This window comes from Streptomyces sp. NPDC029836, assembly GCF_055574495.1.
On sequence record NZ_JBVHZI010000010.1, the window covers coordinates 208,255 to 229,924 of the forward strand.

The 21,670-nt window shown below is 73.8% G+C and carries 22 protein-coding genes; 10 read left to right on the plus strand and 12 right to left on the minus strand.

Annotated features, from left to right (window positions below):
• The first annotated feature begins 220 nt into the window (after positions 1-220).
• The 6 genes from ACZ4XJ_RS26850 (at position 221) to ACZ4XJ_RS26875 (ending at position 5,933) form a co-directional block, all read left to right on the plus strand.
• A complete protein-coding gene (locus tag ACZ4XJ_RS26850; protein ID WP_362883166.1) occupies positions 221-1,126 on the plus strand; it encodes a CAP domain-containing protein in 906 nt (301 codons plus the stop codon).
• Positions 1,127-1,445: 319 nt separating this feature from the next.
• Positions 1,446-2,021, plus strand: a complete 576-nt coding sequence (locus tag ACZ4XJ_RS26855) for a hypothetical protein (RefSeq protein WP_362883168.1) — start codon at positions 1,446-1,448, stop codon at positions 2,019-2,021.
• Between the two features lie 345 nt (positions 2,022-2,366).
• The gene (locus ACZ4XJ_RS26860) at positions 2,367-3,164 is read left to right on the plus strand and encodes a thioredoxin family protein (RefSeq protein ID WP_468497667.1); all 798 of its coding nucleotides are present in this window, start codon (positions 2,367-2,369) and stop codon (positions 3,162-3,164) included.
• Positions 3,161-3,739 carry a hypothetical protein gene (locus ACZ4XJ_RS26865; protein ID WP_468497668.1) on the plus strand — a complete coding sequence of 193 codons (579 nt, stop codon included), beginning with the start codon at positions 3,161-3,163 and terminating at the stop codon, positions 3,737-3,739. The genes ACZ4XJ_RS26860 and ACZ4XJ_RS26865 overlap by 4 nt, the downstream gene beginning before the upstream one ends.
• 89 nt (positions 3,740-3,828) lie before the next feature.
• Positions 3,829-4,551, plus strand: coding sequence for a response regulator transcription factor (locus tag ACZ4XJ_RS26870; RefSeq protein ID WP_468497669.1), 723 nt, complete (start codon positions 3,829-3,831; stop codon positions 4,549-4,551).
• The gene (locus tag ACZ4XJ_RS26875) at positions 4,548-5,933 is read left to right on the plus strand and encodes a sensor histidine kinase (RefSeq protein WP_468497670.1); all 1,386 of its coding nucleotides are present in this window, start codon (positions 4,548-4,550) and stop codon (positions 5,931-5,933) included. Before ACZ4XJ_RS26870 ends, ACZ4XJ_RS26875 begins: the two co-directional genes overlap by 4 nt.
• A gap of 42 nt (positions 5,934-5,975) precedes the next feature.
• Here ACZ4XJ_RS26875 and ACZ4XJ_RS26880 read toward each other — a convergent pair whose 3' ends face one another.
• The 4 genes from ACZ4XJ_RS26880 to ACZ4XJ_RS26895 all read right to left on the minus strand — a co-directional run bounded on the left by ACZ4XJ_RS26880 (position 5,976) and on the right by ACZ4XJ_RS26895 (position 8,978).
• On the minus strand, positions 5,976-6,407 hold the full coding sequence (locus ACZ4XJ_RS26880) for a pyridoxamine 5'-phosphate oxidase family protein (protein ID WP_362883176.1): 432 nt from the start codon (positions 6,405-6,407) through the stop codon (positions 5,976-5,978).
• A gap of 247 nt (positions 6,408-6,654) precedes the next feature.
• Positions 6,655-7,278 (minus strand): cysteine hydrolase family protein, encoded by a 624-nt coding sequence (locus ACZ4XJ_RS26885; protein WP_468497671.1) that lies wholly within the window; start codon positions 7,276-7,278, stop codon positions 6,655-6,657.
• 295 nt (positions 7,279-7,573) lie between these two features.
• A complete protein-coding gene (locus ACZ4XJ_RS26890) occupies positions 7,574-8,569 on the minus strand; it encodes a GlxA family transcriptional regulator (RefSeq protein WP_468497672.1) in 996 nt (331 codons plus the stop codon).
• Positions 8,570-8,729: 160 nt separating this feature from the next.
• Complete coding sequence (locus ACZ4XJ_RS26895) at positions 8,730-8,978, minus strand: hypothetical protein (protein ID WP_362883181.1); 249 nt, start codon at positions 8,976-8,978, stop codon at positions 8,730-8,732.
• Positions 8,979-9,303: 325 nt separating this feature from the next.
• Here ACZ4XJ_RS26895 and ACZ4XJ_RS26900 point away from each other — a divergent pair, with 325 nt between their 5' ends.
• Complete coding sequence (locus ACZ4XJ_RS26900) at positions 9,304-10,308, plus strand: BtrH N-terminal domain-containing protein (RefSeq protein ID WP_468497673.1); 1,005 nt, start codon at positions 9,304-9,306, stop codon at positions 10,306-10,308.
• Between the two features lie 36 nt (positions 10,309-10,344).
• Here ACZ4XJ_RS26900 and ACZ4XJ_RS26905 read toward each other — a convergent pair whose 3' ends face one another.
• The 6 genes from ACZ4XJ_RS26905 to ACZ4XJ_RS26930 all read right to left on the minus strand — a co-directional run bounded on the left by ACZ4XJ_RS26905 (position 10,345) and on the right by ACZ4XJ_RS26930 (position 16,934).
• The gene (locus ACZ4XJ_RS26905; protein WP_468497674.1) at positions 10,345-11,463 is read right to left on the minus strand and encodes an LLM class flavin-dependent oxidoreductase; all 1,119 of its coding nucleotides are present in this window, start codon (positions 11,461-11,463) and stop codon (positions 10,345-10,347) included.
• An 11-nt stretch (positions 11,464-11,474) separates the two neighbouring features.
• A complete protein-coding gene (locus ACZ4XJ_RS26910) occupies positions 11,475-12,203 on the minus strand; it encodes an LLM class flavin-dependent oxidoreductase (RefSeq protein WP_468497675.1) in 729 nt (242 codons plus the stop codon).
• Positions 12,200-13,600 carry an NtaA/DmoA family FMN-dependent monooxygenase gene (locus ACZ4XJ_RS26915; protein ID WP_468497676.1) on the minus strand — a complete coding sequence of 467 codons (1,401 nt, stop codon included), beginning with the start codon at positions 13,598-13,600 and terminating at the stop codon, positions 12,200-12,202. Before ACZ4XJ_RS26915 ends, ACZ4XJ_RS26910 begins: the two co-directional genes overlap by 4 nt.
• Positions 13,597-14,859 (minus strand): LLM class flavin-dependent oxidoreductase, encoded by a 1,263-nt coding sequence (locus ACZ4XJ_RS26920; protein WP_468497677.1) that lies wholly within the window; start codon positions 14,857-14,859, stop codon positions 13,597-13,599. The genes ACZ4XJ_RS26915 and ACZ4XJ_RS26920 overlap by 4 nt, the downstream gene beginning before the upstream one ends.
• Positions 14,860-15,691: 832 nt before the next feature.
• Positions 15,692-16,276 (minus strand): RNA 2',3'-cyclic phosphodiesterase, encoded by a 585-nt coding sequence (thpR, locus tag ACZ4XJ_RS26925; RefSeq protein WP_468497678.1) that lies wholly within the window; start codon positions 16,274-16,276, stop codon positions 15,692-15,694.
• An 82-nt stretch (positions 16,277-16,358) separates the two neighbouring features.
• Positions 16,359-16,934, minus strand: a complete 576-nt coding sequence (locus ACZ4XJ_RS26930; protein WP_468497679.1) for a CGNR zinc finger domain-containing protein — start codon at positions 16,932-16,934, stop codon at positions 16,359-16,361.
• An 80-nt stretch (positions 16,935-17,014) separates the two neighbouring features.
• On the opposite strand from ACZ4XJ_RS26930, the gene ACZ4XJ_RS26935 reads away from it, so the two are divergent.
• The gene (locus ACZ4XJ_RS26935) at positions 17,015-18,238 is read left to right on the plus strand and encodes an MFS transporter (protein ID WP_468497680.1); all 1,224 of its coding nucleotides are present in this window, start codon (positions 17,015-17,017) and stop codon (positions 18,236-18,238) included.
• Here the strand turns inward: ACZ4XJ_RS26935 and ACZ4XJ_RS26940 are convergent.
• Together ACZ4XJ_RS26940 and ACZ4XJ_RS26945 are read right to left on the minus strand one after the other, a co-directional pair.
• Entirely contained in the window at positions 18,225-18,617 is a 393-nt protein-coding gene (locus ACZ4XJ_RS26940; protein WP_362881132.1) for a hypothetical protein, read from the minus strand. The genes ACZ4XJ_RS26935 and ACZ4XJ_RS26940 overlap by 14 nt on opposite strands.
• Positions 18,614-19,585, minus strand: a complete 972-nt coding sequence (locus tag ACZ4XJ_RS26945) for a DMT family transporter (RefSeq protein WP_468497681.1) — start codon at positions 19,583-19,585, stop codon at positions 18,614-18,616. Before ACZ4XJ_RS26945 ends, ACZ4XJ_RS26940 begins: the two co-directional genes overlap by 4 nt.
• Before the next feature lie 119 nt (positions 19,586-19,704).
• On the opposite strand from ACZ4XJ_RS26945, the gene ACZ4XJ_RS26950 reads away from it, so the two are divergent.
• Positions 19,705-20,574, plus strand: coding sequence for a LysR family transcriptional regulator (locus ACZ4XJ_RS26950; protein ID WP_468497727.1), 870 nt, complete (start codon positions 19,705-19,707; stop codon positions 20,572-20,574).
• A gap of 119 nt (positions 20,575-20,693) precedes the next feature.
• Positions 20,694-21,560 carry a DMT family transporter gene (locus ACZ4XJ_RS26955; RefSeq protein WP_468497682.1) on the plus strand — a complete coding sequence of 289 codons (867 nt, stop codon included), beginning with the start codon at positions 20,694-20,696 and terminating at the stop codon, positions 21,558-21,560.
• Positions 21,561-21,670: the final 110 nt, after the last annotated feature.

Here is a 21,670-nt window from a genome sequence, read left to right on the forward strand (position 1 = left end):
GCCGAGGGTGTGGCGCACGGGGGTCGTCGCTGCGGTTGTTGGCGCGAGCGGATCGCCGCCGGTCATGTGCGCGGTGTTTGACCCGAGTTGTTCCTGATCCGACCCTGCGGGCTTCCTTAAGGGAACCTGAAGTACCCCCTCCTGGCGGTCTTTTCGCTGATCACCGTCCTAGTCTCGATCGCACCACCCCCCTCCCCACTCTCAGTGAGGTGCTACAGGCATGAGTCGCAGCCGAACTCCCGCAACGCCGTCCCGGACCGACGCTCGGCGGAAGAAGACGGTGCGCACCCGCATCGTCCTGTCCGTCACCGCGGCGTCGGCGGCCGCGGCGGTCGCGGTCGGCGTCGCCGTGGCCGACTCCGACGGCGGTGCGCGCGTGGAGCAGCGCGCCGACGGCGCCGCCGGCCGGCAGGCCGCGACGACGCCCCCCGGCGACCTCCCCGGCGGCGGCGACGCGTCGGCGACCCCCACGTCCACGCCCGCCTCGCCCTCCCCGTCGCTCAGCGCCGAAGCCGCCGCCGCGTCGGGCTCGATGCCCGCCGCGCCGCCCGCCGCCACCACCCCCGGCTCCGCGGCGCCCACGAAGCCCGCCGCGGCGGACGACGGACCGGCCAAGCCGAAGGCCCCCGAGACCAGCAAGCCGACGCGTACGACCGCTCCGACCGGCGGCGGAACCTCGGGCGGATCGGGCGGCAACGGCGGTACCTCCGCAGGCTCCGGCGGGTCCGGCGGCAGCACCTCGGGGGACTCCGAGTCCGCGGTCCTCGCCCTGGTCAACAAGGAGCGCGCGACGGCCGGTTGCGGCCCGCTGACCGCGAACGCCAAGCTGAACTCCGCCGCCCGCGCGTACAGCGACACCATGGCGCGCAGCGGCGTCATGTCCCACACCGGACCCGACGGGTCCACCATGACGACCCGGGTGGAAGCCGCGGGCTACGCCTGGTCCCGCCTGGGCGAGAACATAGCCCGCGGCCAGGCGGACGCCGCCGCGGTCATGTCGGCCTGGATGAACAGCTCCGGCCACCGGGCGAACATCCTCAACTGCGCGTTCCGCGAGATCGGCATAGGCGTCCACAAGGGCGACGGCGGCCCGTGGTGGACGCAGAACTTCGGCGCGCCGAAGTAGGAACCCGAGGCAGGGACCCGAAGCAGGGACCCGGAGCAGGGACCCGAAGCAGGAGACTCCAGCGGGAGTCCGGCTCCGGAATCCGAGTAGGGAACCCGCAGGAGAGAACGTCCCGGCGGCCGTCGAGCCCCCAGGTACGGCCGCCGCGCGGCAGACGTCCTCCGGCCCGCCCCCCGGGCCCGGAGGACGTCTGCGTTCCCGGCCCGCGCGTACGGTCCCACCCGCCTGCGCTCCGGCGCGACCGGCGGCCCGGAGGCGGGCGGGCGCCCGATGGGGGAGGCGGTGACAGGTGGTCCGGTCCGTCGGTCACTATGGGGCCGTGCCCCGAATTCCGCGCTACTTGCTCATATGGCTGTCGTGCACGGCCACCAGCGTGACCGCCGTGCTCGCCACGGTCCAGTTCGTGGTCGGCTCGACCCGGCACACGCCCCCGGTCGCCCGTTCCGCTCCGACGGTCGTGGAATCCCCGCCGGCCTGGGAAGCGGTGACGGCGCCGTCGAGCGGACCGCCGTCCCCTTCCGCTTCCGTCACCCCGTCCGGGAGCGGCTCGCCCTCGGTGTCGGAGCGGCCGTCGCCCTCGGCGTCCCCCAGCACCTCCCCGAAGGCCCCGCCGACCACGACGAAGGCGCCCGCGCCGAAGCCCGCCGTCGACTGCCAGGAGGGCGGGCCCGGTCTGCACACCATCCCCTCCCAGGGCGGCAAGGCCACGGTCCGGTACGGCGCCCGCGGGGTGTGTCTGATCTCGGCGGTGCCCGGCCGGGGCTTCAAGGCCACCACGTCACAGACCTCCGACGACACCCTCACGGTCACGTTCAGCGCCGGGGACCACCGGTCGGTCATCTCGGCGACGATCGAGCCGGTGGCGAAGGCGAGCGTCCGCGAGACGTCGTTCTGAACCCCAAGCTCCTTCCGATTCGCGCGGCGGCAGTTCGACGGGCATCGCCGCCGCGCCCGATCCGCGCCATCCGCCGTACCCGTCACCTTTCGCGTGCGGAGGTGGCTTACGCCCACCGATCGACGTGTTCCGGCGAAGCGGAAGGTGAGCTCTTCCTTAGGGCAACCTCAAGATCGGTCCCGGAGGGCCCAGGACGTGGCGCGGGCCCCTAGGCTCGCGTCAGCCGAGCGGCCTCGGCGTCCCGGGCGTGACGACCCGGCGATCGCTCGGGCCGCCGGTTTCACCGAGTCGGGAGGCGCCGCCGTCCCTCCCGCAGTCCGAACCGTGCCTTGGGGTGTCTTCGCCATGAGTCCTCGCCTGCTCCGACCCGTCCGCGCCCGCCGCGACGCACAGCCGGGATCCGCCGCCCGCCCCGGGGCGCGCCTGCCACTGGTCGCCGCGGTCGTGGTCGCGGCGGGGTTGACCGCCGCCTGCGGAACCTCCTCCCCGCCCGTCGGCGCCGCCTCGGCGTCCGTGGCCGGTTCGTCGCCCGCGACGTCCTCCGAGGCCCCGTCCGCTTCCGAGTCCGAGTCCGCGTCGGCGTCCGCCTCCGCCTCGGTGTCACCTGGTACGAAGCCCCCGGCCTCGCCCTCCGCGTCCGCGAGCACCCCCACCGACTCCTCGCCCACCCCGTCGCGGACGAAGACGGCGACCCCGTCCCGTACCCCCTCCCAGCCGCCCCGGACCTCGGCCGCGCCCGCGCCCGCCGGCCGGATACCCGGGCCCGGCTACGACGGTTCGGTCGGGCAGGCGCAGGTGGACGCGGCGCTGCGCGCCGCCAAGGCCGACGGGAGGATGGTCCTGCTCGACTTCGGCGCCAACTGGTGCGGCAACTGCAAGGCGGCCGACAAGGTGTTCGCCCAACCGCAGACGGCTGCCCTGCTCGGGGAGTCGTACCACATGGTCAAGATCGACATCGGTGGCAGCAGCTCCGCCGCCTCGACGCTCCTGCGCAAGTACAGCCCCGGGGGCGGTAGTTACAAGATGCCGGTCCTGGTCGTCCTGTCGCCCTCCGGCACGGTGCGTACCGACACCCACGCCACGGGCAACCCGTCGCTGACCGCCGAGGGACTCAACGCCTTCCTCCGCCAGTGGGCGTCATGAGACCGCCGCGTCCGCACGCGCCCCGCCGGGCCGGGTACGCCCGAAGCGCCCGCACGGTCGCGGCGCTCCTCGCCCTGAGCGCGCCGCTCACCGGCTGCGGGGGACGGTCTCCGGGGACGAACGCCCCCGCGCCCGTCACCCGCTTCACCGAGAACGGCGTCACCGTCGCCCTCTCGGTGTCCGACTGGCAGGCCTCGAAGGGCACCCTGACCGCCGTGTTCACCCCGGAGGAGGGCTTCCACCTGTACAGCGCGGAGCTACCGGCCACCGGAGTCGAGGGCGTCGGCAGGCCCACCACGATGAAGGTCGCCGGCGCCCTCACCGCGACGGGCGCACCGAAGGCCGGTGCGCAGGTGCGCGACATCGCCCTGCCCGGCGTCGACGCCCCCGTACCGGTCTACCCGGACGGCCCGGTCACCCTCACCCTGCCCGTGCGCGCCGGCGCCGACGGGGAGGCGAGCGTCCTGTTCGGGTACGCGAGCTGCAGCACCGACCAAGGGTGCACCATCCCCGTCACCGACCGCCCCGTCCAGCTGCGGGTCACCGCCGCCGGCGCGACGCTCGCCGCGCCGTAGGGCGGGTCCCCGGGCGCGTTCCGAGACGTGGTGAGGGCCGCCCGCCGCCTGCTCACGACCTCCCGCGGCCGAGCACCTAAGGTGTCCCCATGCCCAGCGTCCTCGTCGTGGAAGACGACCCCAGCATCCGTCAGTCACTCATCGAGGTCCTGTCGGAACACGGGTATGCCGTACGGAGCGTGGGCGACGGTTTCGGCGCCCTGCGGGAGATCACCCAGATATCCGTCGACGCGGTGGTCCTGGACCTCGGACTGCCCGACCTGGACGGAGGGGACGCCCTGCGGATGATCCGCGGCATCTCCTCCGTCCCCGTCCTCGTGGCCACCGCCCGCGACGACGAGACGGAGATCATCAAGCTCCTCAACGCGGGCGCCGACGACTACCTGGTCAAACCGTTCTCCGGCGGCCAGCTCATCGCCCGCCTCTCCGCGGTCCTGCGGCGCACCAGCCACGTGCCGCCGACGCACCCGAGCACCGCCCCCGGGTCGGCGCCGGCCGCCGAACCGCTGCGGGCGACCACCGTCGGCGCACTCACCGTCGACCCCGCCGCCCGCACCGCGCACCTGGCCGGGCTGGAACTGCGCCTCACCCGCCGGGAGTTCGACCTGCTGGCCTTCCTCGCCCACCACAGCGGTCAGGTCGTCTCCAAACGGCGCCTGCTCAGCGAGGTCTGGCGCGAGCCCTACGTGGACGACCAGACCGTGGACGTCCACCTGTCGTCCCTGCGCCGCAAGCTCGGCGAACGCGCCGCGGCCCCGCGCTACCTGCTGACCGTCCGGGGGGTCGGCATCAAACTGGTGGCACCGCGGTGAGACGCTCACTGGCCGGAGTCGCGCTCGCCGTGACGTCCATGGTCGCCCTCTCCTTCCTGATACCGCTGGCCGCACTCGTCATGTCGCTGGTCAAGGAGCAGAGCGTCACCGCCGCCGAACAGCGCGCGGCCGCCCTCGCCCCCGTCCTGACGCTGACCACCGACCCGTCCGCCCTGCGGGAGTCCGTCGCGGGACTCGACGCGACGGAACACCTGGTGATCCACCTGCCGGACGCACCACCCCTCGGCACCTCCCACGCCCCCGCGGAACTGCTGAAACGCGCACAACAGGGACGCGAGTCCATCTCCCAGGAGATCCCGGCCGGTTGGACGTCCCTGCAACCGGTGGTGCTGCCCGGCGACCGGGTCGCCGTCATCGAGAACTTCGTTCCCGAGGCGGATCTGACCCGCGGGGTCAAGGCCTCCTGGGCCGTCATGGTCCTCCTCGCCATCGGGCTCGTCGCAGGGTCCGTCATGGTCGCCGACCGGCTCGGCGCGAAGGTCGTACGGTCCTCCCGGCGGCTCGCGCAGGCCTCGCGCGCGCTGGGGGAGGGCGATCTCGACGCCCGCGTCGACCCGATGGGCCCCCGGGAACTGCGCGACGCGGGCGTCGCCTTCAACGCCATGGCGCACCGGATGACCGAACTGCTCGCCGTCGAACGCGAACTGGTCGCCGACCTGTCGCACCGGTTGCGGACCCCGCTGACCGCCCTGCACCTGGCCTCGGAACGCATGGCCGGCACGCCGGAGTCGGCCCGCGTCGAGGCCGCGGTCGCCGAACTGGAGACGGAACTCGAAGCCATCATCACGGCGGCCCGCACCCCGCTCGCCGTCGGCCCGATGGGCCACGGCCTGCTCGGCACGGACAGCCCCACCTCCCACGGCGAATCCGCGCGCTGCGAGGCCGCCGATGTGGTCCGGCGCCGGACCTCCTTCTGGGCGATCCTGGCCGAACAGCAGAACCGGCCCTGCGCCGTCGAACTCACGCAGGAACCCACGGCCGTCGCCCTGTCCGACGACGACCTCGCCGCCGTGGTCGACGCGCTCATCGGCAACGTCTTCCGCCACACAGCGTCCGGGACCCCGTTCGGCGTCCGCGTCGCACGGACCGCGCAGGCCGTGGAACTGGTCGTGGAGGACTCCGGACCGGGCATCCCGGAGCCGGGCCGGGCCCTGTCCCGGGGCAGCAGCAGCGGTTCGTCGGGGCTCGGCCTCGACATCGCCCGGCGGGCCGCGGACGTCACCGGCGGTTCCCTGCGCATCACCCGCGGCCCGCGCGGGGGCGCGCACATCACCGTGACGTTCGCCCTCGCCCCGCCCCTGCCCTCGGAACGCGGCCCCCGCAGCTCCCGCAGACGCCCGGGCTGGCTCCGCCGCCGCTGACCGTACGGAACCCCGACGGGACCGCCGGGCGCACCCTCCGGATCAGACCTGGCCTAGGTCCGAGCTTACCCAGCGCTGCGGGCGCATGTGGACGACGATCTGCTCGCCGTGGTCCTTCCACGCGAAGTCGACGTACCCCTCGACCTTGTCCGCCGGCAGGTACCGGGCGGCGAGCTCCGTCAGCCGCTCGCGGGTCGCCGGTTCCGTCGACAGGACCGGCCCCTCCACGGCCACGTAGCGGATCGACGGCTCGACCCGGTCGACCATCAGGCTGAACCGGCCCGCGGCCGCGAGCAGCACGGCCTTGCGGGAGTCCCGGCCCGTCATGATCCAGATGTCGCCGCCGGGGGAGTACTGGTACCAGATGGGGACCGTCAGCGGGGCCCGGTCCCCTTCGGAACCGGCGTCCACGGCGAACGCGGCGATGTGGGCTTCGGCGAGGAACTCCTCGCGTTCGGCGGGAGAAAGCGGCACGGGACGCTCCTTCGGGAGGGAAGAACCTGTGCCGGGGCAACTCCACCCGACCCCCGCGCATTCCCGCGGGGGAGCGGACCGCCCCGGGGGCGGGCGGCTACCAGGATGCCGGCCCCAGGAGCCGCGCGCCCTCACCACGACGCCGCCGGCGCGCCGTTCGGCGGTACGTCGCCCGCTCACGGCCCGCAACGGCACGCGCCCCGGACCGCCCCCGCCCGCCGGGGCGCCGGGGGCCGGTCCGTACGGGTCAGGCGGACAGTTCGTCCACGGTGGCGACGACCGCGCCGAACAGGTCGGTGATGCCGGTCAGCGCGGCGGCCCGGAGCGCGGCGGCGGGCAGGACGCTCCCGTCGGGGGCGGCGAGGGACCGCGTGGCGGTGGTCTCGGCGACGACGGTCGGACGGTAGCCGAGGTTGAACGCGCCCTGGGCCGTGTACGTGACGCACATGTGCGTCATGAAGCCGGCGATGACGAGGTCCCGGTCGCCGCCCGGCGCCGCGCCCAGCTCGGTGAGGGTCCGCTCCAGTTCGGTCAGGTGGAAGGCGTTCGGGAACTGCTTGACCACCACCGGCTCACCGGCCGCCGGGGCGACCTCGTCGCTGATGGCCCCGATGTGGGCGTGGATGTCGTACGGGGTGCCCTCGCCGCCGTCGTTGAGTACGTGGACGACCGGCGTGCCGGCGGCGCGGGCACGTTCCAGCAGACGGGCGCCGGCCGCGAGTGCCTCCTCGACGCCTTCGAGGGCCATGACACCGGTCCGGTAGGTGTTCTGGAAGTCCACCATGATCAGGACGGAGTCGGCGAGCTTCGGAGGCCGGTTGTCCAGGCCGATGACGTCGCGCAGGGTGGTGGAGGGCGTGGGCGTGCTCATGGAGTGCCTTTCGGGGGTTCGGGAATTCAGGTGTTCAGGAATGGAGGGGGCCGGGACTCCAGTGCGCGGGCATGGCGGAGCAGGGCCCCCGGGCCCGGTGGAGGGGAGGGCGGGAATCGGTGACCCGGCTAGTGCTGTGGCCGGAAAGGTTTGCCGGGTCGCGGTGTTCGGTGCGGTGCGTCGCAAGGCGGAGGGCCGCGGCTCGTACTGGACGTACTTCCGTGGTCCGACAACGCGGCGAGGTGCCGTGCCGGGCGCCGCGACCCGGTGGACCTTTCCGGTCACAGCACTAGGGTCAGGCCCCCGCCGTGGTGCGGAACCGGCGGCGGTAGGCCGCCGGGGTGGTGGCGAGTTGCCGCCGGAAGGCCCGGTGCAGGGTCTCCGCGGATCCGAGCCCGGCCGCGGCCGCGACGTGCGCGACCGGGCTGTCGGTGGTCTCCAGCAGCCGCCGGGCCACCTCGACCCGGGCGGCCTCCACGTACGCGGCGGGACTCGCGCCCGTCTCCTGTACGAAGACGCGGGCGAGGTGGCGCTCACTGAGGCACATGCGGGCCGCCAGCACCTGCACCGACAGGTCCTCGGCGAGGTGGCCGGCGATCCACAGCCGCAGCGCGTCGATGTCCCGACGGGCGGACGCGGGCCGACTGAGCGGTACGGAGAACTGGCTCTGCCCGCCCTGCCGCTTGAGGTACATCACCAACTGCCGGGCCACCGCCAACGCCACCTCCTCGCCGAGGTCCTCGGCGACCAGCGCGAGCGAGAGGTCCAGACAGGCGCTGATCCCGGCGCCCGTCCACAGCCGACCCCGATCGGTACGGACGAAGATCGGATCCGGGTCGACGGTGACGGCCGGATGGTCGGCGGCGAGTTGGGCCGCCGTCGACCAGTGGGTCGTCGCCGTCCGCCCGTCCAACAGCCCGGCCGCAGCCAGTAGATGGGCGCCCACGCACACCGAGGCCACCCGGCGCGCGTACGGGGCGGTCTCCTTCACCCAGGCCACCACATCGGGGTCGACGCGGGCCCGGGGCCCCTCGTCGCCCGGGTCCACGGCGCCGGGCACGAGCAAGGTGTCGACCTGCCCGCCCACCTCGTCGAAGGCCAGGTCGGCCAGCAACCGCACACCGGCCGACGTCCGCACCTCGCCCGCCGTCGGTCCCGCGAGCCGGACCAGGTAGCCGGCGCGGCCCGCGGTCTCCCGGTTGGCCAGCGCGAAGACCTCGGCCGGGCCGGTGACGTCGAGGAGGTCGACATCGGGGAAGACCGCGATGACGACGCGGTGGGTGAGGGGCATGGACCCATCCTGGGGGCCGCCATCGGTGACCGCAATGACGGCTTCCTGTCACATCCGGACATGGGGAGGTCGCCGGGCCATCGGGAGGTCACCCGGGCACCGGAACGCAGCGGTGCGCGGCCCCTCGCGGGACCGCGCACCGTTCCTCCGTGGGGCGGAGTCAGTAGTCGCCGTGACCGTGACCGTGGCCGCCGTAGCCGCCCCAGTCGTCGTCATCGTCGTCCCAGCCGCTGTTGTACCAGCCGCCGTGGTCGGAGTCTCCGCCGCAGCCGCCACCGGCGAGGTAGCTGACCGAGTGCGACGGGGTCGCCGCCGAGGCCGTACTCGCGGTGCCGATCGCGGCGCCACCTGCCATGAGGAGGCCGGCAGCCGAAATCGCGAATAGGCGCTTCGCTCTCTGTGCATGCATGGGAATACCCTTCCTTCCACCCTCCTCCCACCACGTCTTCGGGGCAGGAGCGGGTGGCCGCGGCCGCACGTGAACACGCTGCGACGCGGATCGTGGCGTTGCCTCCGTACGTCCGCACGTCTGCCCCAGCGACGCGTCCAATGCGACGTACCTCCCCGAGACGGGCACGCGACAGAGCCTCGGTCCCCGTCCATGACGTGCGGGAACTCCGGCCGCTGGGGGCGTGCCCCGTGGGGGCGGCTCTCACCCCACAAACGCTAGTACCGCTCGCGCCGCTCGGCACCTCGGGGAGAAAGGGGCCTCCGGGCGCAACTAGGCTGATGTCATGACTGTGCTCGTGTATGAAGACTTCGGTACCGGACGCCACCGCGAGGCCTCCCTGATCCGACACGCCCTGGGCAGCGCCCACCCGGAGGAGTTGGTCGCCGGCCTGGCGGGCGGCATCGGATTCATGTACTTCGTCTTCGAGTACGCGGGCCGCGACCCCATCCCCACCATCGTGGCCCAGTCCCACCCCGAGCCCTGGGTCCAGGTCGCTCTCGGCCGCCTGGGCGTTCCGTACGACGCCACCCGCGCCATGAAGCCCCGCTGGGGCCGCGTCCGCGCCGCCCTCGACGAGGGACAGCCCGCCTTCTGCGTCGTCGACCGGTCCTCCCTGCCCTGGCACGAGGCGGACCCGGACGCCGAGATGACCGGCACGGACCCGTACACCGTCGTCATCGCCGGCTACGACGGCGACGACCTGCTGATCGAGGACGGCGCCGACACCCCGCACCGCATCGACCGCGAGGAGTTCGGAGCCGCCTGGACCGCGCACCGCAAGGGCCGCCACCAGCTGATCGTCCCGACCGGGCCGCCCGAGGGCGAACCGGACGTCGACGGGGCCGTCGCCGCCACCGTCACCCACCTCACCGGGCCGGTCCTGGGCAACCAGTTCGACGTCAACTTCGGCTTCACCGGCATGGAGAAGTTCGCCGCGCAGCTGCGCGACCGGACCACGAAGACCGGCTGGGAGCGCCGCTTCGGCAGCTCCCCGGAAGCCCTCCGCCAGGGCACCGCGCGGCTGTACGCCTGCCTGGAGGAGGAGTGGACGGCGCCGGGCGCCACCCGCCCGCTGTACGCCGACTTCCTCGAACTCGTCGGCCGCGCCGAACCGGCGGAGCTGTTCCGGGAGTCCGCCGGGCACTGGTCCGCCCTGGCCGCCCTCGCCCTCGCCGCCGACCCGAAGGCCGGGGCCGAGGAGCGCCGGGACCTCTTCCACGCCTGCGCCGAACACGTGGACCGCAGCCTCGAACTGGAAGGACGGGCGGTCGAAGCGCTCCGCGCCTAGCGCCCCGCCCCGCTCGTCGTGGCCGGCCCGGACGGGTCAGCCGCGACGGGCCCACTCCTCGGCCAGCAGCCGGTAGGAGTCGACCCGCTCCGCGTGCCCGTGCGTGATCGTGGTGATCAGCAGCTCGTCGGCCCCGGTGGCGTCCTGGAGCCGCTCCAGGCGGTCGGCGACCGTCCGCGCCGAACCCACGAACCGCGTGTCCACCCGGTCCGCCACGAGGTCCCCGTCGGCGTCCGTCCAGGGCAGCCGCCGCGCCTCCTGCGGCGTCGGATAGCGGATCGCGCCCTCGGCGGTACGGATGCTGCGCACCCAGGGCCCGTAGCCGGCGGCCAGTTCCCGCGCCCGCGCGTCGTCGGGGGCCACCACCACGTCGGCGGACACGGTCAGGTACGGCCGGTCCAGCTCGTCCGAGGGCTTGAAGGCGGCCCGGTAACCCTCCGCCGCCTCCAGCACCGAGGCCGGACTGACGTGGTAGTTCGCCGCGAAGCGCAACCCGCCCCGTCCGGCCGTCTCGGCACTGACGCCGCCGCTGCTGCCCAGGATCCACACCTGTACGTCCGCCCCCTCGCCCGGCACGACGTGCGCCGCCACGCCCTCCGGGGAGCGGTACTCGCCGCGCAGCAGCGCCAATACGTCGGCCACCTGCTCGGCATAGTCCTGCGGGTGGGCTCCGGGCAGGTTCAGCAGCCGCTGCTGGAGGGCCACCCGGGGGTGCCCGAGCAGGTGCGCGAAGGAGAACCGGGGCGGGATCAGCAGGCCGTTCGCCGTCAGCCCCTCGAAGGGCGGCGCGGCGTCCGGGGCGGGCTGCGGCGGCCGACCGGCCGAACGTCCCAGGCCCAGGTCGAGGCGGCCCGGGTGCAGGGCGTCGATCAGGCCGAACTCCTCGACCGTGGACAGGGCGGTGCGGTGCCCCAGTTGGACGGCGCCGGAACCGATGCGGATCCTCGTCGTCGCGGAGGCGGTCAGCGCGAGCAGCACGGCCGGGGAGGTGCCGGCCACCCCCGGGTTGAGGTGGTGTTCGGCGAACCAGTAGCGGGCGTACCCGAACCGTTCCGTCTGCCGGGCGAGGTCGACGCTGCGGTGCAGGGCCTCGGCCGCGTTCGAACCGGAGACGATCGGGACGAGGTCCAGGACCCCGAGGGGGATGCCGGGCATGGCCGTGCTCCTTACGGGTCGGGGGAAGCGGGGAGGGCCTGGGCGGGGGAAGCGGGGAGGGCCTGGGCGGGAGAAGCGGGGAGGGCCTGGGCGGGAGAAGCGGGAGGGCCTGGGCGGGGAGGCCAGTAACCGCCTCCGCGAAGGCCGGATCGGGGATCGAGCGGCGCAGTACCGGCGCGACCTCGGCCTGGAACAGTTCGAGGGACGCCCGGTGCTCCGCGTCGGTGAGCCCGCCGGGTTCGGCCTGCAGGTACAGCACCGTGTGGCCGAACTCCTCGTGGTAGCGGTGCACCTTCTCGATCACCTGCTGCGGGCTGCCGATCAGGGCCGAACCGCGCGCGACGAAGTCCTCCAGGGTCGGGAAGACCGGCTCCACGCCCTGCGCCCGGTGGGCCGCCAGGTACCGTGCGAACGCCGGCCGGTAGCCGGCCGTCGCTGAGGTCGTCGAGCGTCGCGTAGTCCTCGTACGCCCGTACCGGATCGAGCAGGCTCAGGGTGGTCACCGCCGTGTACGGCCGGATCTCGCGGGTCAGCGCGGCGATGTGCGCGAGCACCACGGGCGGGGAGGAGGACAGGAACGGCCGCTCGTGGCGCTCGCCCACCCCGAACCCGTCGAATCCGAGTTCCTCCGCCGGCAGGGCGGCGGAGACGACCTGACGGAACCGCTCCCGGGTGCGGGTCGCGGCCCCCGTCACCGGGTCGGGGGAGTCGGCGATCAGGGTGATGGCCAGGAACTTCACGAGGCGCCGGCCGCCTGCCCGGCTTCGCGCCGGCCGGTCGGCTGCCGTGCGTCGGGTACGGAGATGCCCAGGTGGTCGCGCAGGGTCCTGCCCGCGTACTCGGAGCGGAAGACGCCGCGCTGCTGGAGCAGCGGGACGACCGTGTCGGCGAACACGTCGAGGCCCCCCGGGGTGATGTGCGGGACCAGGACGAATCCGTCGGCCGCGTCCTGCTGCACGAGGGAGTTGATCTGCTCGGCGACCGTGGCGGGGGAGCCGACGAACGTCTGGCGGGCGGTGGTCGCGATCACGAGTTCGCGGATCGAGAGGTTCTTCGCCTCGGCCAGCTCCCGCCACTGGCGTGCGGTGGCGAGGGGGTCACGGAACTGCCGCACGCTGGCCCGCCCCGGCGCGATGGTGTTCTCACCGGTCTCCGGGTCGATGTCGGGCAGTGGTCCGTCGGGGTCGTAGCCGGACAGGTCCCGGTTCCACACGTGCTCCAGGTACTTGATCGCGGTCTGCCCGCTGACCTGGAGCCGACGGATCTCATGGGCGCGCTCGTGGGCCTCGGCATCGGTGTCGCCGAGCACGAAGCCGGCGGCCGGCAGGATCTTCAACTGGTCGTGCGTGCGCCCGTACTTGGCCAGCCGACGCTTGACGTCCGCGTAGAACGCCCGGCCCTCGTCCAGGGTCCCGTACCGACCGAAGACGGCATCGGCGCCGGAGGCCGCGAACTCCCGTCCCTCCTCGGAGTCGCCGGCCTGGAAGACCACGGGCCGGCCCTGCGGACCGCGCGGCACGTTGAACCGGCCCTCGATGTCGAAGTGCTGTCCCCGGTGGGCGAAGGCCCCGGCGCGGGCGTCCCGCAGGAAGGTGCCCGTCGCCGGGTCGGCGACGATCTCCGAACCGTCCCAGGAGTCGAAGAGTTCGATCGCCGTCGAGAGGAACTCCCGGGCACGCGAATAGCGTTCCTCGCGCGGCAGGAACCCGCCGCGCCGGAAGTTCTCCCCGGTGAAGGCGTCCCACGAGGTGACCACGTTCCACGCGGCACGCCCCTCGGAGAGGTGGTCGAGGGAGGCGAACTGACGGGCCACCTCGTACGGCTCGTTGAACGTCGAGTTGATCGTCCCGGTCAGCCCGAGCCGCTCGGTGACGGCCGCGAGGGCGGCCAGCACGGTGAAGGTGTCCGGCCGGCCCACCACGTCCAAGTCGTATATCTCGCCGCCCTGTTCACGCAGCCGCAGCCCCTCCGTCAGGAAGAGGAAGTCGAACTTGGCGCGCTCGGCGGTCCGGGCGAAGTGGACGAACGAGGCGAAGTCGATGTGGCTGCCCGCCGCCGGGTCGCTCCAGACGGTGGTGTTGTTGACGCCCGGGAAGTGGGCCGCGAGGTGGATCTGCTTGAGCGGCTCGGTGCTCATGGTTCGTCCTTCCGGATCGTTCGCGTCAAGCGGCGGGGCCGGGCCGGACGGCCGACGGCGGCGGGGGCGTAGCGGTTGGCCGGGTGCGGTTCCAGGCCGAGCAGCCCGCGCAGGGTGTCCGCCCCGTACGTGGTGCGGAAGAGGCCGCGTCGCTGGAGCTCGGGCACCAGCCCCCGGGTGATGGCGGGCAGGTCGTGCGCGATGGCGGCCGGGTGGAGCCGGAAGCCCGACAGGCCCGCCGTGCGCCGTTCCTCCAGCAGGTCGGCCAGCGCGCCCGGGCTCCCGGCGAACACCTCGGCGTCCCCGTCGTACGGGCCGCCCGCGAGTGCGTCGAGACGTTCCCGGCGGCCGGCCGCCGCGGGGCCGTCCTCGTCCAGGAAGACGATCAGTTCACCGAACAGGTGCGGGGAGTCGTCGCCGGGCCCCGCCGGCTCCCGGGCCCGGCGCACAGCCTCCACGCCGGCCACGGACTCCTGCAAGCCGCGCGCGGCCAGGAATCCGAGGTCCGCGGACCGGGCCACGAGACGGTACGCGGCGTCGGAATCGCCCGGCGCCACGGCCGCGCTCACCACGGGCCGGCCCTGCGGCGGGCGCGGGGTGATCGAGGGGCCCCGGACGCGGAAGTAGCGCCCCTCGAAGTCGATGTGGTGCAGCTTGGCGCGGTCCACGAAGCGACCGGTGGCCACGTCGCGGATCTCCGCGTCGTCCTCCCAGCTGTCCCACAGCCGCCGGACGACCTCCACGTGGTCGGCGGCCTCCTCGTACGGCTCCGCCCCGGACAGCGGTGTCGCGCGCCGCCCGAAGTGCCGCTCCTCGTGGGGCAGTCCGGACACCTGGACGTGCACACCCGCCCGCCCCCGGCTGACGTGGTCGAGGGTGGCGACGGCCTTGGAGACGTGGAACGGCTCGGTGTGGGTGGTCGTGACGGCCGGCACCAGGCCCAGGTGCCGGGTCAGCGGGGCGACGCGGGCCGCGGTCAGTACGGCGTCGAGCCGCCCGCGGACCCGGTCCGTACGACCGTCCGGGCCGTCGGACGCGGAGGTCTGGAGCGCGAACCCGTCCTCGAACGTGACGAAGTCCAGCAGCCCGGCCTCGGCCTCGGCGACCACCTCGGCCCAGTACCGGGCCGTGAAGAGGGCCTCCGGACGCGCCCCCGGCTCGCGCCAGGCGCCGGGATGCCGGCCGGCGCCGTCGAGCGCGACGGCGAGGTGCAGGGGCCCGGAGGCGGTGGTAACGGCACGTGGCGGGAATGCGGACACGTCTGCGGGCGCCTTCCTGATCGGCGTGCGGGAATGGAGGGTCCGGGGTCGCGAATTCGGCCCGTCGGGAGCTTCTCCCGAAACGCTACGACCCATGGAGGGAGCATGCAATTGCCGCTCTGTGACAAGAACTTGGCGGCGATATGACACCCCGAACACCCCGACCCCCGAACACCCCGACCCCGAACAATCCAGCTCCCGCACCCCCGACGAATCCGCAGACCGCGAACGCCCGGTCTCAATTTCATCCGCCTTACACATAAGGCGGGTTGGTGAAATGAAACGGCTGCCCGATCGCATCGTTCGCGCGTGCCGCGCCCCGGGCGCCAGCCGGAGCGGCCACCCGGTCCGCACGCATCAGCGGGCCGTCCGGGGGCACACGCGGGGACATGAGGAAACGGAAGCGGATCTCGTTGGAGGAAATCGACGCGCGACTCGGGCGGACGCTCCCCGCGTTCCAGGGAGCGGTGCTCACCTCGGTCCTGCGCAACCGCCGGCCCGTCCCGAAGACCGGGCCCGCCGGCCGGAGGTCGGCATGATGCCCGGCTGGGTCCACGTGGCGGTGATGGCGGCGGCCCTCCTCGTCCTGGCCTTCAACCTGTCGAAGGGCCGCCGCTGAGCCGGGCCGTGGGTCGCCGGCGCGGAGCCCGGACCGGTCGGGCGTCCAGGACGAGACCGGCCGTCGGGACGGACTGGCAGGTCAGCCCGCCCGCTCAACCGGACGAAGGCCCTTGATCGGTGGGCCCTACGGCCCCGGCCGGCGCCGTAGGGCCCACCGCTGTCGTCACCTCCGGAGCCCCGGCCGGGGACGTCGGCCCGGGTGCGGTCGCCGTCAGCTCCCGCCGTCGAAGGTCCAGGCCTCGATGTCCCGGTAGTGGATCGGGCCCGGGCCGCGCCCGATGTTGCTGCCGACCAGGTGCAGGTGCGCGGCCGGCCAGGTGCGGCCGGTGAAACCGGCGAGTCCGGCGGCGGCCTCCACCGCGAAGGAGGTCTCGGTGCGGCGGGCGCGGGCCAGCGTCAGGTGCGGGCGCAGGGGCCGGTCCGCGAACGGGATCCCGCACTCCTTGACCACGGCCCGGACCTCGCTCGCCAGCAGGTGCAGGCCGTCGAGGTCCCCGTCGATCCCGCTCCACAGCACCCGGTCGTCGAAGTGGCCGCCGCCGCGCAGGGCCAACCGTACGGGGGCGCGCCGCGCGGCGAGCTCGGCCAGTGGCGGCCGCAACAGGGGGACCGCGGTGACCGGGAGTTCCCCGAGGAACGCGAGCGTGACGTGCCAGTCCTCGATCCGGTTCCACCGCACGCGCGGGTACGCCTCGTAGGCGGGGCACAATGCCCGCGCGAGCTCGTCCTTCGCCTCGTCGGGCGGGGCGAGGGCGACGAATATCCGAACGGTGGCGGGCTGGGTTTGTGCGTTCACATTGCACTTCGTACCCTGCGAGGCCCCACCACGTCACCTTCGGCCCCGTGCGGGGCGCCACGCACCGACCGCGGGCGCCCGCTCACCCGGCCTCCTTGCGGGCGCGGAAGGCAGCGGCCTTCGTACGGTTCTGGCAGGCGGTGGAACAGAACTGACGAGTGCCGTTGCGCGAGGTGTCGACGTACACCCGGTCGCAGCGCTCGGCCCGGCACACGCCGAGTCGACCGGCGAGGCCGCCGCCCACGGCCAGCGCGAGCGCGGTGGCGCAACTGGCGCTGCTCCCGGCCGCGAACGAGTCGCCGGCGCCGTGGAAGTGCACCTGCCAGGGCTCGTCCTCGCCCCGGTCCAGCCGTGGTCGGGCGCCGGTGTCGCGCAGCAGGGCGTTCACGGTGGCGGCCGCGTCGTCCAGCCTGTCGTCCTGCACGGCTCGGAAGACCTCGCGCATCCGGGTCGCCGCGCCGACGAGGTACTCCGCCTGCGCGTCATCGATCTCGCGCGGCAGGGACGCGGCGGTCCGCGACACCGCGGCGTCGACGGCGGCGGGCAGCGCCGCCCCGCGCGGCGCGATGTAGGGCCGGCCGTGCGCCTCCCCGTCGGTCAACGTGTTCACGAGCGATACGGCCTGCTCCAGCAGAACGCCGACGTGACTGTCGAACATCACTTGACCAGTCACTCCTTCCGTGGCTAGCGTTAGGTGACTGACGATAGTCGATTCGACAGTTACGCGAGGGGGTGTCCGTGCCGCGGACCGTATGGCTGCTGGTGGGAGCGCGGGCGATCAACCGGCTCGGCGCCTTCTCCCTGCCCTTCCTGACCGTTCTGATCAGTACCGGATTCGGCGCGAGCGCCACGACCGCCGGCGCCCTCTCGGCCGCCTTCGGCCTCGCGACGATCCCCTCCCGGCTGGCCGGAGGCCGCCTCGCCGTCCGCCTCGGACGCCGCCGCACCATGGTGCTCGGGCTCACCGGGTGCGCCCTGGCCCAATTGGGCATCGCGGCCGCCGGTTCACTGGCCGCCGTGGCACTCTTCGCGGTCCTGCTGGGCCTGGCCTTCGAACTGTACGAACCGCCCAGCCAGGGGATGATCGCCGACGCCGTCGGCCCCGCCGACCGGGTGCGCGCGTACGGCCTGATGAACACCGCGCTCGCCATCGGCGGCACGGGAGCCGGGCTGATCGCGGCGGGCCTCGGCCGGTGGGACCTGCGGTGGCTGTTCGTCGTCGACGCGCTGACCTGCCTCGTCTGCGCCCTGGTCCTCCACCTGGTCCTGCCCGCCGACCACCTCCGACCGAAGGCGCCGCTCGCCCCGGGCGGTCGCCGGGACGGGGCGAGTCCTTGGCGGGACCGGGCGCTGTGCGCCATGTTCGGGGCCGGGACCGTCTTCGCCCTCGTCACGATGCAGATCATGATCGCGCTGCCGCTCAGCCTGGACCGCCGGGGCCTGCAACCCGCCGACACCGGGCTGTTGTTCACCGCCTCGGCCCTGACCGTGGTCGCCGCGCAGCCCGCGCTGCGCCTGCGCCGCCTCGCCGTGCTCCCCGACTCCGTGGCCCTGGCCCTGGGTTACGTCCTGATGGCACTGGGCCTGGCAGGGTACGCCGTCGCGCACACGCTGCCCGCGTTCACCGCCGCCACCGTGCTGTGGAGCCTGGGCGACGTACTCCTGCTGGGCCGGGCCCTGGGCGTGGTGGCGGAGTTGGCCCCGCCCGGCGCCGCCGACCGGTACCTCGCCGCGTACGGCGTCAGTTGGGGCATCGCCACGGTCGCGGCCCCCGTCACGTCCACCCAGGCCCTCGAACACGCCGGTGCCGCCGCGCTGTGGACCGCCACCGCGGCCCTCTGCCTCGCCCTCGCGGCAGCCCAGCTCGTGATCGTCGAACCCCTCATCCGCCGTACGCGGCCGCCACGGGCGGTCCGCCCCGCACACCCTCCGGAGGCCGGCGGACGCATCAGTCGGACGTGAACAGCTCCTGCCGCACGCCGTCCAGGACGAACCCGTTGTCGAAGCGCACGCGGACCGTGACGAGGGGACCGCGGCGCTGGTGGGCGGTCCACTCCGGCTCCAGGTCGACGATCTGCTCCTCCAGTCGCCGCTTGCTCTCCGTGGGCATGTCGTGGCCGAAGGAGTCGAGGAGCGAGGTGAGGCGCCGGTACTCGCGCACGCCCACGCTCTCGTCCAGGTGCTCCACCACCTCCTCGACGGTCCCCTCCGTCCCCGCCGCGAGCAGCAGGGACCCGGAGAAGGCGCCCGGCGGCATCGGGGAGTCGTCCGCCGGCGCGAGCGAATCGATCAGCGTCGTGTCGTCCGCCAGCCGTACCCGCCGGCCTTCTGTCAGGGTCATCGCTTCGTCATCCCTCGCATCGGTACGGGCCGCTCGCCCGGGCCCGCTGCCAGTATCCCCGCAGGTCCGATCGCCGCGGCACCCGCTTCCGACGGGGGCCGTACGCGACGGCGCGTCATGGCGACGCCCAGTAGGACGACCGCCATGCCGGCCACGACCCGCGCGCCGATCTCCTCGCCGAGGACGACCGCTCCGAGGACCACGGAGACCACCGGCAGCAGGTAGCCCACCGTCGCCGCGTTGGTCGCCCCTTCGTCCGCGATGATCCTGTACGTCAAGTAGAAGGTGAGACCCGTGGCGAACAGTCCCAGTACGACGACTGCGGCCACGGCGAGCAGGGTGCGCGGTTCGTCGCGCACCGGGGTGAAGCCCCCGAAGGGCAGGGTCGGCGCGGTCAGCGCCGTCGCGGCGATCAGCTGGGACGCGGCGAGCGGCAGGGTGGGGACGCCGCGCCCCACCAGGTGCCGGCCCATGAGGACGAAGGCGACCGCGTAGCTGCCGGCGGCCCCCACGATCGCGAGTGCGCCCCAGCCCATCGGGGTCGACTGCTCCCAGGGCGCGAAGATCAGGGCCGTACCCGCGAACCCGGCCGACAGGCCGACCACGCGCACCGCGCGCAGGGGCCGTTCGCCGCCCAGGAGCAGGCCGAGCAACAGCGACCACAAGGGCGTCGTCGCGTTCAGCACCCCGGCCGCCCCGGAGTCCACCGTCTGCTGGCCGACGCTGAACAGGGCAAACGGCAGGGCGTTGCAGAAGAACGCGGCGACCAGGACGCGGCCCCACACGCCCCGCTCCCGCGGGAGTCGGTGTCCCTTCACCCGGCACAGGATCAGCAACAGGGCCGAGCCGAGCGCGCAACGGATGAAGGTGACCTGGACCGGGGTGAAGGCCTCCAAGGCCAGATCGATCCACAGGAAGGTCGATCCCCACAACAGAGACAGCACGGCCACCCGTACGGCACTGGTCATTCCTTTGTCTCCCTCGGCCGGTTGTTCCTCCTGAGAACGGTGCCCCAGTCGATTCGACAGGACAAGCAAAGGATCATGCACCTACCGTTAAGCTGTACTACATGCTTGATGTGCGACGGATGCAGGTCCTCAGAGCGGTCATCACCAGCGGCTCGGTCACGGCCGCCGCCGCCCACCTCGGCTACACCCCCTCGGCGGTGAGCCAGCAGGTGGCCGCCCTGGAGAAACAGGCCGGGACCGCCCTGCTCGAACGGGTCGGCCGCGGCGTGCGGCCCACCGCCGCCGGCCGGTTGCTCGCGGAGCACGCGGAGGTCATCAGCCGGGACCTCGCGGCGGCCGAGGCAGCCCTGGCCGACCTGCGGGAAGGGCACACCGGACGGCTCGTCGTCCGCTACTTCGCCTCCGCGGGCGCCGCGCTCGTCGCACCCGCCCTGGTGGGCCTGCGCCGCGCCCACCCCCGGGTGCGGATCGACCTGAAACTCGCCGACCCGGTCGCCCCGCTCCACGAGGTCGAGCAGGGCCGGGCGGACCTCGCGCTCGCCGTCGGGCCGGACCCCCGACCGTACGAGGGCGTGCGCCTGATCCACCTGCACGACGACCCGTACGACGTGGTCCTGCCGACGCACCACCCCCTCGCCGAACGGGAGGAGGTCGACCTGATCGACCTCGCCGGGGAACCCTGGGTCGGCAGCGAACCGCCCGGCCCCTGCCTGGACGCCGTCCTCACGGCGTGCGCGGCGGCCGGGTTCAGCCCCGGCTTCGCCGTCGAGAGCGAGGACTACGCCACCGCGCAGGGCTTCGTGGCGGCCGGTCTGGGCGTCGCCCTGATGCCGCGGATGGCGCTGGGCGGCGCCCGCCCGGGAGTCCTCGTACGCCCGGTGCGCAACCCCCGGCCGCTCCGGCGGATCCACGTGGCCGTCCGCGAGGTCTCGCTCGCCCGCCCCGCCGTACGCGACCTCCTCGACGGCCTGCGTCAGGCGGTGGGCTGACCCCGCCCCCGCGGGGTCGGGCGCATGGGTCTGGACTGGACGGGGGAACGGCCGGAGTCGGGCGGGCCCCGCGCGGTGTCGTGGCGGGGAGCCCCGTCGGGTGCGGTGAGGATCGGGGCATGGGCTTCGTACTGCCGGTCCTCTTCGCGCTGTTCGCGGCGCTCAGCAACGCCCTCGCGACCGTGCTCCAGCGGCGGGCCGCCCTCACCGTGCCGCAGAGCGACGGATTCCGGTTCGGGCTCGTCCTGGACCTGCTGAAGCGCCCGGTGTGGGTCGCCGGGATCCTGGCGGTCATCGCCGCCGGCGTCGGACAGGCCGTCGCGCTGGCGACGGGCGCGCTGGCCCTCGTGCAGCCCCTGTTCGTACTGGAACTCCCGCTCGCGCTGCTGATCGGCTCGCTGGTGACGCGGAACCGGCTGCCGGGGGCGGTGTGGCTCGCCGTCGCCGGCGTGGTCGCCGGGCTCGGGATCGTGCTGGTCGCCGCCTCGCCGGCGGGCAACCGCACGCACGTCCCCACCGACCGCTGGCTGCTCGCCCTGGCCGCCTGCGCGGCGGCCGTGGCGGCACTGGCCGTGACCGGACTGCGCAGACCGCCCGGCCGGATGCGGGCCGGCTGCCTCGGCGCGGCCACCGCCGTCTGCTACGCGCTCACCGCCGCCCTCATGAAGTCCTCCATGCACGTGCTCGCCCAGGGCGGCCTCGGCGCCTTCCTCACCGCCTGGCAGACGTACGCCTTCGCCGCCTGCGGCGTCTGCGCACTGCTGCTCCTCGAACACGCCATGCAGGGCGGCCCGCTCGTCGCCTCCCAGCCCGCGCTGACCCTCGGCGACGCGGGCGTCAGCGTCGCCCTCGGGGTGCTGCTGTACGAGGAACACCTACGGGCCCACTGGTGGCTGCTGCCCCAGCTTCTGGGCCTCGCCCTGATCTGCGTCGGCGTGTTCGCGTTGGCCCGGGCCGGCGCGGAGGTCGAGGACGGTGGCCCCTGAGCCGCCCCTGTCGTCGAGGCCCGGAAACTGTTGGCTTGAACGTGTTCAAGACCGGCTCGCCGGGGCGAGGGAACGCCCGCCGGGCCGGACCCGCGAAGTGAGGAACGCGC